The 14,393-nt window shown below is 72.2% G+C and carries 17 protein-coding genes and 1 pseudogene; 7 read left to right on the top strand and 11 right to left on the bottom strand.

What is annotated here, in order from left to right; all coding sequences use genetic code 11:
• The first annotated feature begins 40 nt into the window (after positions 1-40).
• Together AB0J55_RS04070 and AB0J55_RS04065 are read left to right on the top strand one after the other, a co-directional pair.
• On the top strand, positions 41-1,231 hold the full coding sequence (locus AB0J55_RS04070) for a hypothetical protein (protein ID WP_364242472.1): 1,191 nt from the start codon (positions 41-43) through the stop codon (positions 1,229-1,231).
• Between the two features lie 131 nt (positions 1,232-1,362).
• Positions 1,363-1,623, top strand: a complete 261-nt coding sequence (locus tag AB0J55_RS04065) for a GlsB/YeaQ/YmgE family stress response membrane protein (protein WP_364242469.1) — start codon at positions 1,363-1,365, stop codon at positions 1,621-1,623.
• A 41-nt stretch (positions 1,624-1,664) separates the two neighbouring features.
• Here the strand turns inward: AB0J55_RS04065 and AB0J55_RS04060 are convergent, their stop codons facing one another.
• On the bottom strand, positions 1,665-2,759 hold the full coding sequence (locus tag AB0J55_RS04060) for an alpha-lytic protease prodomain-containing protein (protein ID WP_364242467.1): 1,095 nt from the start codon (positions 2,757-2,759) through the stop codon (positions 1,665-1,667).
• A gap of 352 nt (positions 2,760-3,111) precedes the next feature.
• Between AB0J55_RS04060 and AB0J55_RS04055 the strand changes: the two genes are divergently transcribed.
• Together AB0J55_RS04055 and AB0J55_RS04050 are read left to right on the top strand one after the other, a co-directional pair.
• Positions 3,112-3,348 carry a hypothetical protein gene (locus AB0J55_RS04055; RefSeq protein WP_364242465.1) on the top strand — a complete coding sequence of 79 codons (237 nt, stop codon included), beginning with the start codon at positions 3,112-3,114 and terminating at the stop codon, positions 3,346-3,348.
• Between the two features lie 67 nt (positions 3,349-3,415).
• The gene (locus tag AB0J55_RS04050; RefSeq protein ID WP_364242462.1) at positions 3,416-3,817 is read left to right on the top strand and encodes an ATP-binding protein; all 402 of its coding nucleotides are present in this window, start codon (positions 3,416-3,418) and stop codon (positions 3,815-3,817) included.
• Here the strand turns inward: AB0J55_RS04050 and AB0J55_RS04045 are convergent.
• The 6 genes from AB0J55_RS04045 to AB0J55_RS04020 all read right to left on the bottom strand — a co-directional run bounded on the left by AB0J55_RS04045 (position 3,814) and on the right by AB0J55_RS04020 (position 7,432).
• A complete protein-coding gene (locus AB0J55_RS04045) occupies positions 3,814-4,437 on the bottom strand; it encodes a hypothetical protein (protein ID WP_364243400.1) in 624 nt (207 codons plus the stop codon). The genes AB0J55_RS04050 and AB0J55_RS04045 overlap by 4 nt on opposite strands.
• Positions 4,434-5,561, bottom strand: coding sequence for a hypothetical protein (locus AB0J55_RS04040; protein ID WP_364242459.1), 1,128 nt, complete (start codon positions 5,559-5,561; stop codon positions 4,434-4,436). Before AB0J55_RS04040 ends, AB0J55_RS04045 begins: the two co-directional genes overlap by 4 nt.
• Complete coding sequence (locus AB0J55_RS04035) at positions 5,558-5,893, bottom strand: hypothetical protein (RefSeq protein WP_364242456.1); 336 nt, start codon at positions 5,891-5,893, stop codon at positions 5,558-5,560. Before AB0J55_RS04035 ends, AB0J55_RS04040 begins: the two co-directional genes overlap by 4 nt.
• A gap of 10 nt (positions 5,894-5,903) precedes the next feature.
• Positions 5,904-6,398, bottom strand: coding sequence for a YbaB/EbfC family nucleoid-associated protein (locus tag AB0J55_RS04030; RefSeq protein WP_364242454.1), 495 nt, complete (start codon positions 6,396-6,398; stop codon positions 5,904-5,906).
• A 90-nt stretch (positions 6,399-6,488) separates the two neighbouring features.
• The gene (locus AB0J55_RS04025) at positions 6,489-6,791 is read right to left on the bottom strand and encodes a DUF1905 domain-containing protein (RefSeq protein WP_364242451.1); all 303 of its coding nucleotides are present in this window, start codon (positions 6,789-6,791) and stop codon (positions 6,489-6,491) included.
• Positions 6,792-6,826: 35 nt separating this feature from the next.
• Complete coding sequence (locus AB0J55_RS04020; RefSeq protein ID WP_364242448.1) at positions 6,827-7,432, bottom strand: hypothetical protein; 606 nt, start codon at positions 7,430-7,432, stop codon at positions 6,827-6,829.
• A gap of 136 nt (positions 7,433-7,568) precedes the next feature.
• Between AB0J55_RS04020 and AB0J55_RS04015 the strand changes: the two genes are divergently transcribed.
• Complete coding sequence (locus AB0J55_RS04015; RefSeq protein ID WP_364242446.1) at positions 7,569-9,221, top strand: glutamate--tRNA ligase family protein; 1,653 nt, start codon at positions 7,569-7,571, stop codon at positions 9,219-9,221.
• 151 nt (positions 9,222-9,372) lie between these two features.
• On the opposite strand, the gene AB0J55_RS04010 is transcribed toward AB0J55_RS04015, so the two are convergent.
• Both AB0J55_RS04010 and AB0J55_RS04005 read right to left on the bottom strand, forming a co-directional pair.
• Positions 9,373-9,750 (bottom strand): hypothetical protein, encoded by a 378-nt coding sequence (locus AB0J55_RS04010; RefSeq protein WP_364242443.1) that lies wholly within the window; start codon positions 9,748-9,750, stop codon positions 9,373-9,375.
• A gap of 82 nt (positions 9,751-9,832) precedes the next feature.
• Positions 9,833-10,326 (bottom strand): annotated as a pseudogene (locus AB0J55_RS04005) (ATP-binding protein); the annotation flags it as partial.
• Positions 10,327-10,631: 305 nt separating this feature from the next.
• On the opposite strand from AB0J55_RS04005, the gene AB0J55_RS04000 reads away from it, so the two are divergent.
• Complete coding sequence (locus tag AB0J55_RS04000; protein WP_364242440.1) at positions 10,632-11,024, top strand: hypothetical protein; 393 nt, start codon at positions 10,632-10,634, stop codon at positions 11,022-11,024.
• An 18-nt stretch (positions 11,025-11,042) separates the two neighbouring features.
• Here AB0J55_RS04000 and AB0J55_RS03995 read toward each other — a convergent pair whose 3' ends face one another.
• Positions 11,043-11,450 carry a ChaB family protein gene (locus tag AB0J55_RS03995; RefSeq protein WP_364242437.1) on the bottom strand — a complete coding sequence of 136 codons (408 nt, stop codon included), beginning with the start codon at positions 11,448-11,450 and terminating at the stop codon, positions 11,043-11,045.
• Positions 11,451-11,682: 232 nt separating this feature from the next.
• On the opposite strand from AB0J55_RS03995, the gene AB0J55_RS03990 reads away from it, so the two are divergent.
• Positions 11,683-13,665, top strand: coding sequence for an amino acid transporter (locus tag AB0J55_RS03990; RefSeq protein WP_364242434.1), 1,983 nt, complete (start codon positions 11,683-11,685; stop codon positions 13,663-13,665).
• 176 nt (positions 13,666-13,841) lie between these two features.
• On the opposite strand, the gene AB0J55_RS03985 is transcribed toward AB0J55_RS03990, so the two are convergent.
• Positions 13,842-14,204, bottom strand: a complete 363-nt coding sequence (locus AB0J55_RS03985; RefSeq protein WP_364242431.1) for a hypothetical protein — start codon at positions 14,202-14,204, stop codon at positions 13,842-13,844.
• Positions 14,205-14,393: the final 189 nt, after the last annotated feature.

Here is a 14,393-nt window from a genome sequence, read left to right as displayed (position 1 = left end):
GTTGTACGGCTCTTGTACGACCGCGGCCGACGATGGCCGCATGTCATTGCACCGTCTAGCCCAGGCCGCGCTGGCCGCCGGCCTGCTCGCGGGCCTGGCGGCCGCGCCGGCGGCCGCCGCCGCGGCCGCGCCCACCACCCTCCCCGCCGACCAGTACACCCTGAATGCCAGCTACACCCAGTTCGACGCAGTGAACAGTGCCCTGGTGTCGACGCTGGGGACCGCGGCCGTCCACACCGTGATGGACAACGCGAACCACGACCGCACCGCGCTGCCGTCGTCGTTCTCCGTCGCCGGGCTCTCGACCGGGTTCCGGTTCGACAGCGGCGACAACTCCGACTGCGCCAGCTACCCGCAGGGCATCACCACCAGCCGCGACGCCGTCGGGACGGCGAACGGCGGCAACTACGACGGCCACCAGCTCGTCGCGGTCAGCTGGTACACCAAGGACGGCTGCGACGGCGCCCAGCAGCGCAGCCGGATCACCCTGGTCGACTGGGACGCCGACTACCCGAACGCCTACCGCAAGATCCTGCTGGTCGAGCCGACCGGGACCGCGGCGGCGCCGGACTTCAAGGACATCCCGATCCACGCCGGCGGCATGTCCTGGTACGGCGACTACCTCTACGTCGCCGACACCGGGAAGGGCATGCGCGTGTTCGACATGCGCAAGATCCTCAAGACCGACACCGGCGGCACCGCCGACCAGATCGGCCACCAGAGCGGCAGCACGTACTACGCCCACAACTACGCCTACGTCCTGCCGCAGGTCGGCACGATCACCTCGAAGACGACGTCGGGCACGAACCTCGCGTGGTCGTCGATCTCCCTCGACCGCGTCAGCAAGTCGATCGTGATGACCGAGTACACCTGCCCGTCCGGCTGCACGGACTACCCGAACCGGGCCCCGCGGGCGATCCGCTACCCGTTCGCCGCCTCCGGCACCTTCGCCGCGACGACGACGGCGAGCCAGGCGCTGCAGCTGCCCTGGTACAAGCTCAACGGCGTCGCCTCGCACAACGGCCGCTGGTGGTTCAACTCCTCCGGCTCGAAGCAGCTCTACTACTGGAAGCCGTCGGCCGCCGCGCAGACCTTCGCCTGGGTCGGCAGCGGCGAGAGCCTCTCGTACTGGGAGGACGACACCGCCGCCGACCTGCTGTGGTCGCTGCAGGAAGGGGCGGGCAACCGCAACGTCTTCGCGGTCACCCAGGCCACCTACGGCGGCGGCTGAGCGGCCCGGGCACGCACACGGCGGTGACCCCCGGGTGAGATCCGGATCACGTCGGCGTGGCTGGACGCGCTCCGGGGGCCCGCTCCTGCCATCCTGTGCCGTCAGGGGGACGCTGACGAGAGGACACCGCCGTGGGCATCATCGCCTGGATCGTGCTCGGGCTCATCGCCGGGTTGATCGCGAAAGCCCTCATGCCGGGCAAGGACCCGGGCGGCTGCATCATCACGATCCTGCTCGGCGTCGCCGGGGCGTTCGTCGGCGGCTGGGTGGGCAAGACGCTGTTCCACACCCAGCTCGGCACGTTCTTCGACCTGCGGACCTGGGGCCTGGCGATCCTCGGCGCCCTGATCATCCTGGCCGGCTACCGGCTGATCTTCCACCGGCGCGACTGACACCGGCGCGGAGGCGCCTGCCCCCGCGCCGGCGCGCCGGTTCAGTTCAGGGTGACGCCGTAGGCGCTCAGCGCCTCGCCCACCGGCTGGTAGTACGAGCTGCCGCCGCCCTTGCCGGACGTGATGCCCAGGCCGACGCTGCCGGCGAACAGGCAGCCGCCCGAGTCGCCGGGGTTGACCAGCGCGCTGGTCTGGATCAGCTGGGACACCGAGCCCTCGGCGTAGTTCACCGTCACGTTCAGCCGCTGCACCGAGCCCGACGTCAGGTGGGTGGTGCTGCCGCTCTTGCTGATCCGCTGCCCGACGGTCGCGGTGCCGGCGGAGCTGATCCGCTGGGTCGAGCCGTTCCACAGCGTGACCGCGCCGGGCGCGCTGCCGGTGGTGTTGCGGATGAGCCCGTAGTCGTTGCCCGGGAAGCTCGACCCCTGCGACGGGCCGACGTTCCACTGCGACACCGCGCGGGTGCAGTGCCCGGCGTCGACGATGTAGTTCTGCCCGCCGCGGTTGGTGTTGAAGCCGACCGAGCAGCGGACGCCGCCGCCGGTGATCGCCTCGCCGTTGTAGATCGCGGTGTGCATCTCGCCCGCGACCCGCTCCACGCGGACCCGGTCGCCGAGTGCCGCGGCCGCCCGCAGGAGGGCTTCGGTTCCCTTGGCCGCGCCGGCCACGGTCAGCACGACCTGGTTGGTCTTGGGGTCGAGCCCGATCGCGGTGTGCGCCACTGCGGGCAGCGCCTGCAGCGCGTTCTGCGCGCTCGCCAGCGCGGCGGTGGAGTGCTTGACCAGCCGGGCCTGCGCGCCGGCCCGCTCGGCCTGGTCGGCGGCGGCCTGGTCGAGCACGTTGACCACCGGCTTGGCGGCCGCGTCCAGGTAACCGCCGGCGGCACGGGTACCGAGGGAGGCGGTGACTTCGTGCACGGTCTCGGCACTGGCGGCCTGGGTCCGCAGCAGGGCGACGGCGGCGGACTCGCTGATCCCCGCCTCGGCGGCGAGGGAGGCGACCGCTTCGCGCTGCACGGTGGCCGAGTAGCCGTCGATGGTGGCGGCGGTCGCGGTGACGGGCGTGAAGAAGGCGATGGCCGCGATGGCGGCCACGAGGGTGGTGAGGAGGTGGTGTCCCGGGGACGTTCTGCGCATGCCGGTAACTCGCTTTCGCGGGCGAAGCCGGCGCGAGGGGTGGCCGCGCCGGCCACAGTGGGGGTCGAGCCGGCCGCGGGGCCGGCACCGGGGATCCGGTGCGGTCGAGGGTGAGCCGCGGCCCGGACGGCCGGTACCGACTTTCGTCGGACAGGACAAAAGATAGGTACCGGGCAATTCGCCCACCGTGAATTCGCGCAGAGCAACCGGGGCCACCCCGGTCACGCTCCGCTGTTCCGGCGTACGAGTGGTTCCGGGGCCGCCCCGCCCGGCCCCGGCGTACCGTTTCAGCCACGGACATGGCGCGCTCTCCTCCCCCCTCGGGGCGCGCCGTGCCCGCCGGGGAGACGGCATGAACGACCAGCGGCAGGTCCTCGTCCGGGCGGAGTCCCGGCGCATCACCGTGCCCGGTGCCGACGGCGGCACCGAGACGCTCGCCTACCCCGGCGTCACGCTGACCCGCGTCTTCGCCGGCACGCCCGAAGACGAGCGCTGGCTGCCGATGGGCGACCAGCCCAGCGAAATCGACGACGAAGCCCTCGTGACCGCGTTGCGCGAGGCGTTCCTCTGGCGCTGCGGACTCCCGTAACACTCCCACCCACACGTGTAACGCCGGGTTTTCCGGGTAGGCCCTCCGGAGAAGGAGGGGTCGCACGGTGCAACTGAACTGGGGTGCGGCATGCGAACCGGGCTGGGACGTGCTGGACCTGACCGGAGCGGGCCCTTCGGGACTGGCCGCCGGACGCCGCTGGGCCGAGGCCAGGCTGGCGTCGCTGGCCGAGCCGGACCGGGTCGACGCGATGATCGTCATCGGGGAACTGCTCGAAAACGCCTACGTCCACGCCACCGGCCCCCGCCAGCTGCGGCTCCACCTGGCGGAGGACCCCTGCGAGGTGACGGTGGCGGTGACCGACGTCGGCACCGGCGAGCCCCGCCTGCGGGTCCCCGGCCACGCGGGCGGCCGGGGCCTGCTGCTGGTCGACGAGCTCGCCGACACCTGGGGCGTGAGCCACCACGACGACGGCAAGGTCGTCTGGGCCCGCATCGCCTGCGTTTAGACCTGGCGGCCGTTCCAGTGCACGGTGGCCGGCGGCTCGAAGTACTTCCGCAGATGCTGCTCCTCCGGGCGGCCGTGCAGCGGGAAGCGGAAGCTGGAGCCGTCCGGCCAGGTCAGCGTGCGCTTCGGGAAGTTCAGCGCCGGTGCCTGCGGCTGCCGCGCTTCCCAGACGATCTCCGGCGGGGGCGCGTCGGCCGGGTCGGTGAAGGTCGTTCCGGTGTCCACCACCGCCAGGCACGACGGCGAGCACACCAGCCACGGGCCCTTCACCGAGCGAAGCCGGTCGGCCAAGTCGAGCACCATGGCGTTCGCCGGGCCGGACACCCGGATCTCGCGCTGGAACGGCCGGCCCGGTGCGCCGCCGTTCGCCAGGGCGAACACCGAGAACACCGCCGTGCCGATCCCGCGCAGGGTGGTGGCGGCGAACTGCCGGACGAGGTGCTCCCCCTCGACCGTGCCGTCGCGGCGGCGGCCGGGCACCTCGTACCCGACGTCGGTGTCGCCGAGGCGCAGCACGATCACCGGCTCACGCCACCGGTCGCGCATCAGCGCCTCGACGCGCTCCCGGAAGCCCGGCCGCACCTGGGCCTCGTGCGACCACTGCTCGGCGAACCCGTTCAGATGTCCAGGTCCCGGCGCGTGTCCTCCGGGCTCCGGTCCCCGCCGATCTCGCTCTTGTCGAACCACGGTTCGTCCCCCTCCGGCGTGACCGCCTCCTTGCCTTCGGCGAAGGCACCCTTCCCGGCTCCGATGCCCGCCTTCACACCCGCACCGGCGAGGAACGGCTTGACCCCGGCCGAGGTGCCGAACATCGTCGTGAGCGCCCGGTTGCTCGGCTGCCAGCCCTGGGCCGCCGCGCCGAAGCCGAACTTGGTCTCACCCGGCATCACGCCGATCCGCAGCTTGCGGGTGAACACCTCGAGCTTCCCGGAGTACTTCACCAGGAACTCCATGAAGCTGTCGAGCAGCTTGCCGAACTTGCCGAGGTAGCGGGTCACCTTCTGCAGCACGCTGGCCGCCTTGGCGATGGACGCGGTCATCGCGGCCGCGACCGAACCGCCGAAGCTGATCACCGACGCGGCCAGCGCCGGCAGCCACAGGGTGATCAGCCAGGACACCAGCTCGGTGATGATCCCCTTGATCACCTCCTCGATGACCACCATCACCATCGACCACATCTGCAGCACCTCGGCCACCGAACCGGCGGCCGAGCCGATGCCGCGGATGCCGGAGGAGAAGTCGCCGAGCGCTTCCTTCGCCGCGTTGCCGGCGTCGTCCACCCACTCGGCCAGCGCGGTGTCGCCGGTGCGCTCGAAGTCGTCGGCGAGCGCGACGAAGCCCTGGGCGATCGTGACGAAGTTCTCCGAGGCGTGCCCGATGGCCGGGCCGTCACCGGTGACCTGGTGCAGCGCGTCCTGCAGCGGCTGGACGAGCTCGAGCAGCATGTTCAGGCCGTGGCTGACCAGCCAGCCGATCGGGTCCATGGCGAAGGTGACCATGTCGCCGGCGGCCGCGCCGACGAACGCCGCGCCGTCACCCACCAGCGCCGCCCCCGCGGACGCCAGCTCACCCGGGTTGTCGGCCTCCGCGGCCTGCCGGGCGTGCTCGCCGATCTTCTTGCCGGCCTTGTAGGCGGTGCCGGCCACGGGCACGTACCCGGCGGCGCGGTCGAGGTTGGCGCCCATGCTCTCGTCGTAGGCCTCGACGTTCAGTGCGTCGGCGATGCTCTTCTTCGGCTCGGTCATCCGCCCTGCCCGATCGCGTCGATTTCCGCTTCGTACCGGCCGAAGGTGACCTTGCCGGCGTCTTCGGTGCCCTGGTACATCTCCGCGGCTTTGGTGAGCTTCGTGGTGAAGCCGTCCACGCCGTCCTTGAGGTCGGTGAGCAGGGAGCGCAGCTCGGTGAGGCGGTCGGTGTAGCCCTGCTTGGCGAAGAGGCCGATCAGCCCCCAGGCTTCGTTCGTCACGTCGGCGGCGTCGATCTTGGCGCCGAACTTGTCCGCCTCCTGTTCGTAGAACGGCAGCTGTCTGGCGTAGGCGGAGATCGCCCCGATGTTGGTCTGGATTCCTTCTGGCATCGCGGGTTCCTCAGGATCGGCGGAGGATGGGGCCTTGGCCGAAGTCGTCGTCGTCCTCGGCGGCGGGCCGGCGGGCGGGCCGCGACGGCTGCCGCGGCTGTGGCTCCGACGCAGGCTCGGGCGCCGCGGTTCCGAATGCTTCGGCCTGGGCTTCGCGCACCTGCGCCGAGACGTCCACGCCGAACGCGTCGCCGAAGGTCTCGTCGACGATCCCGGCCTGCTGCTGCGCGGCCGCGGCCGCCGCCCGGCGGATGGTGCTCATGATGGTGGCGGCCAGCTGCCCGGCCTCGACGCGCGTGGCCCCGGCGGTGAGCCGCAGGTCGGTGATGGTGCCGCCGGCCCCCGCGGTGACGGTCACGGTGCCGTCGGGCGAGGTCACGGTGGTCTCCAGCCGGGCGATCCGCTCCTGCATGTCGCCGACGCCGGCGAAGCGGGCTTCGGCCTGCCGCACCTTGCTCTGGAAGTTCTGGAACTGGGCGATCAGCTCGTCCATCTGGGCGGACATCGGGTCTCCCTTTGCTGCGGTCCGGGGCCTGTGTGGCGCATCATGGCAGATCCGTTCCGCCGCCGATCGCGTTTCGCGCCGATCGCCCGCTCAGAAGTCGGCGAGCTCCACGGTGACGGTGCAGGTGTCCCCCACGCCGACGCCTTCGGCCTCCCGGACGGCCCGTTTGAGAGGCAGGACGTACGCCTCGCGCGCACCGTCCGGGAAGATCGAGGTCTTCCAGCTCGTGGCGCCGATCGTCACCCGGACGCGCACCGAACCGAAGCCGCGCCGCGGCTCGGCGGCGAGTTCACGGATGTCCTCCGACGCGTCGGCGGGCAGGCTGACGAAGACCCAGCTGTCGGTGCGCCGGGCATCCCATTCCCACAGCTCGGCGTCGAAGAGGATGATCACGCCCGCAGTGTCACACAGGGCACCGACAATTCCCGTCAGAGGCAGGGCGGCCGGTAACCGTCGATGCGCAGGCCCCGGAACTCCAGCTCGTTCGGCGTCTTCCCGACGAACACCAGCCCACGGGCCTCCTTAAGCGCCGACGCGAACGAGTACGACGGCGTCCCCAGCTCCGGCAGTGACGTCCACCGGTGCGGGGCGAAGCCGAAGAACTTCGTCACCAGCCGTCCGCCCGTCGACGGCACGAGCGTCAGCCACTTGTCGCCGCCGCTCCAGTGGGACGCCGGGCGCAGCTGGACGTACAGATCCTCGGTCGCGCGGTAGGTGAGCAGGAATCCCGCCGACCGGGACAGGTCGGCCTGCGCCTCGAACCGGTTCCCCATCCAGACGACGGCCACGTGCCACTCGGCGTTCAGGAACGTCACCTTCGCCGCGTACCGGCGTCCCTCGGGCACGAGCAGGCTCCCGGTGGCCGGGACCGTCGTGCCTTCGCCGCTGGCCAGCCACTGCTGCAGCCGGTCGATCGACGGGGTCGCGCACTCGCGGCCCGGCGACGCGGTGGCCGGGGCCGGACCGGTCAGCGGGACCACCACCAGGGCAGCCAAGGCGGAAAGCGTTCTGGCGAAAGGGAACCGACCGCGCATTCCCGGCAAGCTAGCACCGCGGCCCGCCGAGCACCACCTGCCCGGGCGGGCCGGCAGGCCGCACGGCTAGGCTCGTCGGCGGCGAAAACGACCATTTTCGCCGAGGCAAGCGCACCACGACGCGGGAGAACAACCCATGCTGGACCGAGCGGTCATCGACGCACTCTTCCCTGCCGACCTGCCCGAGCCCGAGCACTGGGAGCAGCAGTACCCCGCCCGCGACCTCCCCGAGGGCGCGCTGGTCACGCGCCTGGGCCCGTCTCCGACCGGGTCCCTGCACCTGGGCGGCGTCTACGTCGGCCTGATCGACCAGGACGTCGCCCGGCGCTCCGGCGGCCGCTACCTCGTGCGCGTCGAGGACACCGACCAGTCCCGCGAGGTGGCGGGCATCCTCGAGCAGTTCGAGCGCGGCTTCTCCTACTTCCACCTCGCCGCCGACGAGGATCTCCACCGCGGCGGCGGCTACGGCCCGTACCAGCAGTCGGCCCGCGAGCGGATCTACCTCACCTACGTCCGCGAGCTGCTCCGCGAGGGCAAGGCCTACCTCGACTTCGCCACCAAGGAGGAGCTGGCCGCGATCACGCAGCGGCAGCAGGCCACCAAGCTGCCCACCGGTTACTACGGCAGCTGGGCCATCTGGCGTGACGCCGACCCGGCCGACGTCCAGGCCAAGCTCGACGCCGGCGCCCCGTACGTCGTGCGGTTCCGCGCGCCGGACGACACCGGCGCCCGCGCCCGGTTCACCGACGCCATCCGCGGGCCGCTGGAAGCCGAGGCGAACCGCAACGACGTCGTCATCCTCAAGAGCTCCGACCAGAGCCCGCGGCTGCCGACCTACCACTTCGCGCACGCCGTCGACGACCACCTCATGCGGGTGAACCTGGTGATCCGCGGAGACGAGTGGATCTCGTCGGTGCCGGTGCACCAGCAGCTGTTCGACGCGCTCGGCTTCGAGCCGATCACCTACGCGCACATCGCGCCGCTGATGAAGCAGGAGGGCGGCAGCAAGCGCAAGCTGTCCAAGCGCAAGGACCCGGAAGCGTCGGTCGACTTCTTCATCGAGGCCGGCTACCCCGCCGAGGCCGTCCTGTACTACCTGCGCGGCCTCGTCAACGGCCGGCTCGCGGAGATGCCCCTGGAGCAGGCGCTCACCGAGCCGATCAACCTCGACGAGTGCGGCGTCGCGGGCCCGCTGGTGGACCTGGTCAAGCTCGACGACATCGCCGCCGACCACATCGCCACGCTGTCCGGCGCCGAGATCCTCGAGGCCGTCCGCGGCTGGGCCGGGCGGTTCGACCCCGAGCTGCGCCGGGTCCTGGACGAGGAGCCGGACCTCGCGCTGCGCGCGCTGGCCGTCGAGCGCGAAGGGGCCGAGAACCCGCGCAAGGACCTGAAGAAGTGGAGCGAGTTCCGCGCGGTCTACGGTTTCTTCTTCCCGCAGCTCCACGCGGCGGTCACCGGCCCCGAAGACGAGCGCATCGCCGCGCTCGGCGTCGCCCCGGAGGTCGTCCAGGCCGTGGCCCGCGACTTCGCGGCGGACTACCGCCAGCTCGACGACGGCCAGGAGTGGTTCGACCAGATCCGCACGGTCGCGGCCAAGCACGGCTTCGCCCGCAACGCCAAGGAGTTCAAGAAGAACCCCGAGGGCTTCCCCGGTTCCATCCGCGAGGCGTCCCAGATCATCCGCATCGCCCTGACCGGGTCGACGCGCAGCCCGGACCTGCACGCGATCACGCAGGCGCTGGGGCAGGACGAGGTCCTGGGCCGGATCGCGGCGCTCACCAAGTAGGGCCGGTGGGCTCCGGCGGCGGCGCCGGAGCCCTGGCCGCCACCTCGGTGATGCCGCCGCAGTCGCGACGCGCCGGAGACCCCGCCTCAGGCGCGGAAGCCCCGCCGCGGTGTTCCCGCGCCTCCGCCGGTTGTGCCCCCGATACCCGCCCTCAGGCGCCGGAGCCCTCGTCGTCCTCGAACGGGCGGAACGCGAACCGCACCACGCTCGGGGCCCTTGCTCCGCTGTCGGCCACCGCGGTGATCAGGCCCGCCGCGTCCTCCCGGTCCAGCCGGGCCAGCAGGCGGGCCAGCTCTTCCGGCGCTCCCACCGGTTCCGCCGGGGTCTGGATCAGCGTGCGGTGGAGGATGCCCATGTCCCAGCCGTCCGCGCTGCCGCTGCCCGCCGCCGTCCGGATCGTCGCGTCCAGCAGCCAGCGCGGTGGCTTCCCGGTCAGCGCCGGGGTTGCGTGCGCCGTCAGGCCGACCACCTGGTCGGCGCGGAGCAGGCCGTCGCTGAGAGTCGCGAGCCACACCTTGGTCAACCCCATGGATCAAGGATTAACAGCCCGGCGCTGGCGCCGCAATCCCCCGGCCGCTCACTCGGGCGGTTCGTGGGTTCCCTGGGCTCGCTCACGATCCGATACCCCACCCGGCCGAACGGTCATCGTCGGTGCGGGGACGGCCAAGCAGGACCGCCCAGACGACCTTCCCGCCGGCCCAGGATCGGCTGCAGCCCCACGACCGGGCGATCTGCGCGACGAGCTTCAGCCCCATGCCGGGTTCGAACGGGGACCGCCGTTCGAGCAGCACGGCCGGCCGCGCGTCATGGTCGGCCACGGCGACCGTGCACGCCCCGCGGCGCAGGTCGAGCCGCACCTTCGGCTCGGAATCGGTGTGCCGCACCACGTTCTCGACCAGCTCGGTGGCAATCAGGCGGGCGTCCTCGGCGAGTTCCGGCCCTCCCACTCGCTCAGCTTGCCCGTGACGAACTCGCGGACGTACGCCGAAGTGCCCTCGGCGCGCGGGAAGGTGCGTTCGCACCGGCGGCGCACCGAGTAGTCCAGTGCCGCCCTCGCGGCCGCCAGGTCGGCGCGGACCGGGACGTAGCGGTCGACGACGTGGCGGCACCGGTGGCGATGGTGGCGCCGGGCATGCCGAATTGCGCGGGGCCGGGCGACGGCGCGGATCCCGGCTTGGCCGCAGAGCGGTGCGCTCGGCCGGGAGCGCGCTGAGGTGGCTCGACCGGAACGGGTCCGGGTGCTGGGCGGCGAGCACCGCCGCCGGCAGGTCCGCGGGAAGGGGGCGAGCACCCGCGTGAGAGCGTCCAAGCCGCCCGCGAGGCGACCGGGGCGGCGACCAGGGAACCGGGCCGGCCGCGGACGTGAGATGCTCGACCGCGCAGGCAGGCCGAAGGCGGGAGGCGCAGCGGGTGACCACCTGGATCGACGTGATCAACTTTGTCCGGACGCGGTACGAGGTCCTCGAGGAGTCGGAGGACTGGCTGCGGTTCCGGCTGGAGGGCCCGCGGAACCGCACCCAGCAGGCGACGGTGCACCACCTCGCCGAGCTCGACGGCGGCTCGTGGATCGAGATCTCCTCCCCCGTCGGCTGGGCCGACCGGGTCGACCTGCGGCGGCTGCTCGAGCTCGCCGGTGCCTCGGCGGTCGGCGGCGCGGCGGTGGTCGACGGCGTCGCGCTGCTCAAGCACACGGTGCCGCTGGAGGATCTCAGCATCCAGGAGGAGTTCGAGCGCCCGCTGAAGGCGGTCGTCGCCCGTGCGGACGCGTTCGAGCACGAGCTCACCGACGCCGACGAGTTCTGACCGTCCACACGGGACGGGTCAGGACCCGGAGCGGCGCGCCCGGTCGGTGCGCCGCCGGTTCTCCTTTTCCAGGGCGGTGACGAGCTCTTCCTTCGACATCCGCGACCGCCCGGGCACGCCGAGCTGCTTGGCGCGTTCGTAGAGGTGCTGCCGGCTCGCGGTCGCGTTCACGCCGCCGCGGGTCGGCCGTTCCGGCTGCCCGGCCCCGCCGGCGGCCTGTTCGTCGGAAGGCCCGGGTTCGGGTTTCGGTTCCCAGTGGTCGCCGACCTTCTCGAAGGTGTGCTTCAGCGCGGCGTAGGCGGTTTGCTGCGCCCGCCGTCCGGGGCCGTAGGTCCGCAGGGCGGAGTCGTGCGCGGCCACCCAGGTGTCCTGGGCCTTGCGCGGCGACCGCAGGAGGGTGCTGGGCAGGTCTTCGCGTCCGGGCATGCGGGCTCGGCTACCCGGCGGCGGGGATGCCGAAACGGCGACAGGCGTACCCGGAGGGTCGGTTCGCGTACCCACAGGGTCGGTTCGCGTACCCGGAGGGTCGGTTCGCGTACCCGGAGGGTCGGGCGGGGTTGTCCGAAGAGGACTGACGGCGGCCTGCCGTGCGGTGCCGCGGCCGGATCGGGCATTCTGGGGACCGGTGTTTTCCGGACGCGGGGACGAGAGGGCGGACATGGGTGTTTCACCCGATTTGACCATTCCGGAGCGGGTCGACAGCCCGGTTCCGCCGCAGCCGCCCGCCTCCGGGGTGGCGCGGTGGCTGCTGGAGCACCGGGTGGCGCCCGTCGGGCGGGCCGGCGGCGAGGACCACGGCACGCCGCAGGCCTGGTGGAAGGTCATGTGCCTGACCGGCGTCGACTACTTCTCCACCCTCTCCTACCTGCCCGGGATCGCCGCGCTCGCCGCCGGGGCGCTGTCGCCGCTCGCGACGCTGCTGATCGTCGCGCTGACGCTGCTCGGGATGCTCCCGATGTACCGCCGGGTCGCCCGCGAAAGCCCGCACGGGCAGGGCTCGGTGGCCATGCTGGAAACCCTGCTGCCGTTCTGGCGGGGCAAGCTCTTCGTGCTCACCCTGCTCGGGTTCGTCGCCACGTCGTGGATCATCACGATCACGCTTTCCTCGGCCGACGCCACCGTGCACATGCTGGAAAACCCGTACCTGCCGGGGTTCCTGCACGGCCACGCGGTGCTCATCACCGTCGTGCTGCTGCTGATCCTCGGCGGCGTCTTCCTGCTCGGGTTCAGCGAGGCCGTCGGCGTCGCGATCCCGCTCGTCGCCGTCTTCCTGCTGCTCAACGCCGTGGTCACGGTGGCAGGCGTGATCGACCTCGTGGGCGACCCGGCCGCCCTCTCGCACTGGACCGGCGCGCTGACCGCCGGCGGCGGCGGGTTCACCGGCATCATCGGGCCCGCCGTCATCGCGTTCCCGATGCTGGTGCTGGGCCTGTCCGGGTTCGAAACCGGCGTCAGCATGATGCCGCTGGTCGCGGCCGGCGGGAAGAACGCCGAGGAGAAGCTCGAGTCCCGCATCCGCAACACGCGCAAGCTGCTGACCGCCGCCGCGCTCGTCATGTCGGTGTTCCTGATCGCGACCAGCTTCGTCACCACGGTGCTGATCCCGGCCGACGCCTTCAAGGACGGCGGCGAGGCCAACGGCCGGGCCATGGCCTACCTCGCCCACCGCGAACTCGGCGAGATCTTCGGGACCGTCTACGACGTCAGCAGCGTCCTCATCCTGTGGTTCGCCGGCGCGTCGGCGATGGCCGGGCTGATCAACATCGTGCCGCGGTACCTGCCCTCCTACGGCATGGCCCCGGAGTGGGGCCGCGCCGTCCGGCCGGTGGTGATCGTCTACACGGTGATCAGCATCCTGATCACCGTCGCGTTCGGCGCCGACGTCAACGCCCAGGCCGGTGCGTACGCCACCGGGATCCTGGCGATGATGGTCTCCGGCGCGGTCGCGGTCAGCATCTCGGCGATCCGGCACCGCCAGCGCGGCGCCGCGGTGGGCTTCGTCGTGCTCACGCTGGTCCTGCTGTACGCCCTGGTCGAGAACGTCATCGAGAAGCCGGACGGGATCGCCATCTCGGCCCTGTTCATCCTCGGGATCATCGTCGTCTCGCTGATCTCCCGGGTCACCCGGACGACGGAGCTGCGGGCCGACCACATCGAGTTCGACGAGGAGGCGCGCCGGTTCGTCGCGGAATCGCTGGCCCATGACGGCGCCCTGCACATCATCGCCAACCGGCGCCAGGGCGGCGACGACGCCGAGTACTCGGCCAAGGAGGCCGAGCAGCGTGCGATGAACCCGGTTCCCGGCGCGGCCGACATCCTGTTCCTCGAGATCGACGTCGTGGACCCGTCGGAGTTCAGCAACGTGCTCAAGGTCCGCGGCGTCGACATCGACGGCCACCGGGTGCTCCGCGCGGCGAGCCCGGCGGCCCCCAACGCGATCGCCGCGATCCTGCTGGCCCTGCGCGACGTGACGGGCGTGCGGCCCCAGTGCCACTTCGAGTGGGCCGAGGGCAACCCGCTGGGCCACCTGTTCCGCTACCTGCTCCTCGGCCGGGGTGACACGGCACCGGTGGTCCGGGAGATCATCCGCAGCAGCGAGAAGAACCCCGAACGGCGCCCGGGCATCCACGTCGGCGGCTGAGGAGATCGGCGGCGGGGCCGCCCACGCTCCGGTGGCGGCCGCCCCGCCGGCGGACCGGGGCACGGGCGGGCGCCCGCGGGATCACGGGGCACCTCGCCCCGCCGCTCCCCGCGAAACGACAGCTCCTGCTCCGCGGCGCCAGAGACCTGACCCCGCCGGCTCCGCTCAGCCGCCGATCACCGCGCCGGTGGCGGCGGGCCGGCCCGGCGAACCGGAGCGCGAGCGGGCGCCCGTGCCGGACCGCGGTCCCCCGCCGGGCGGCGGGCCTGGGAGGGTGCCCGGGCCGGTGCCCGGGACGGCGGTGGGGCCGCCGGGCGGGCGGCGCGCGCCGGGCGTTCGGGCGGCGGTACCGGGCCGGGCCGGTTGGCCCAGGAGTCGAAGAGCAGGATCAAGCCCGCGAAGACGGCGAAGCCGATCCCCAATGCCACGTTGACCAGCGCGCCGAGGATGCCGGCCACGAGCAGCACCGGGAACACCGCCATCAGGCAAAACGGGTCGATGCGGCCGAATTTCGGGCGCTTGCCTTCGCGTGGACTCACTCCGGCTTCCTTCGCGACATTCCTGCAGTATGCAGGGCCCGGCCCGGCGCTGCCACCCGATCGGCGCATCTGATCGATCATGATCACGGCGGGTGAGCGACGCGTGACGGCGGACAGAAACGGACAGGATTCCGCCGCTTCCGGGGAGAAACCGGCCTCCCGTGGTGCAATGGCGCCGCCGGAAGGGGT

The sequence above is a fragment of the Amycolatopsis sp. NPDC049688 genome, assembly GCF_040674975.1.
Lineage (GTDB): Bacteria > Actinomycetota > Actinomycetes > Mycobacteriales > Pseudonocardiaceae > Amycolatopsis.
Note: the sequence above shows the minus strand (reverse complement) of the source record. Positions and strands in the feature narration are given on the sequence as shown.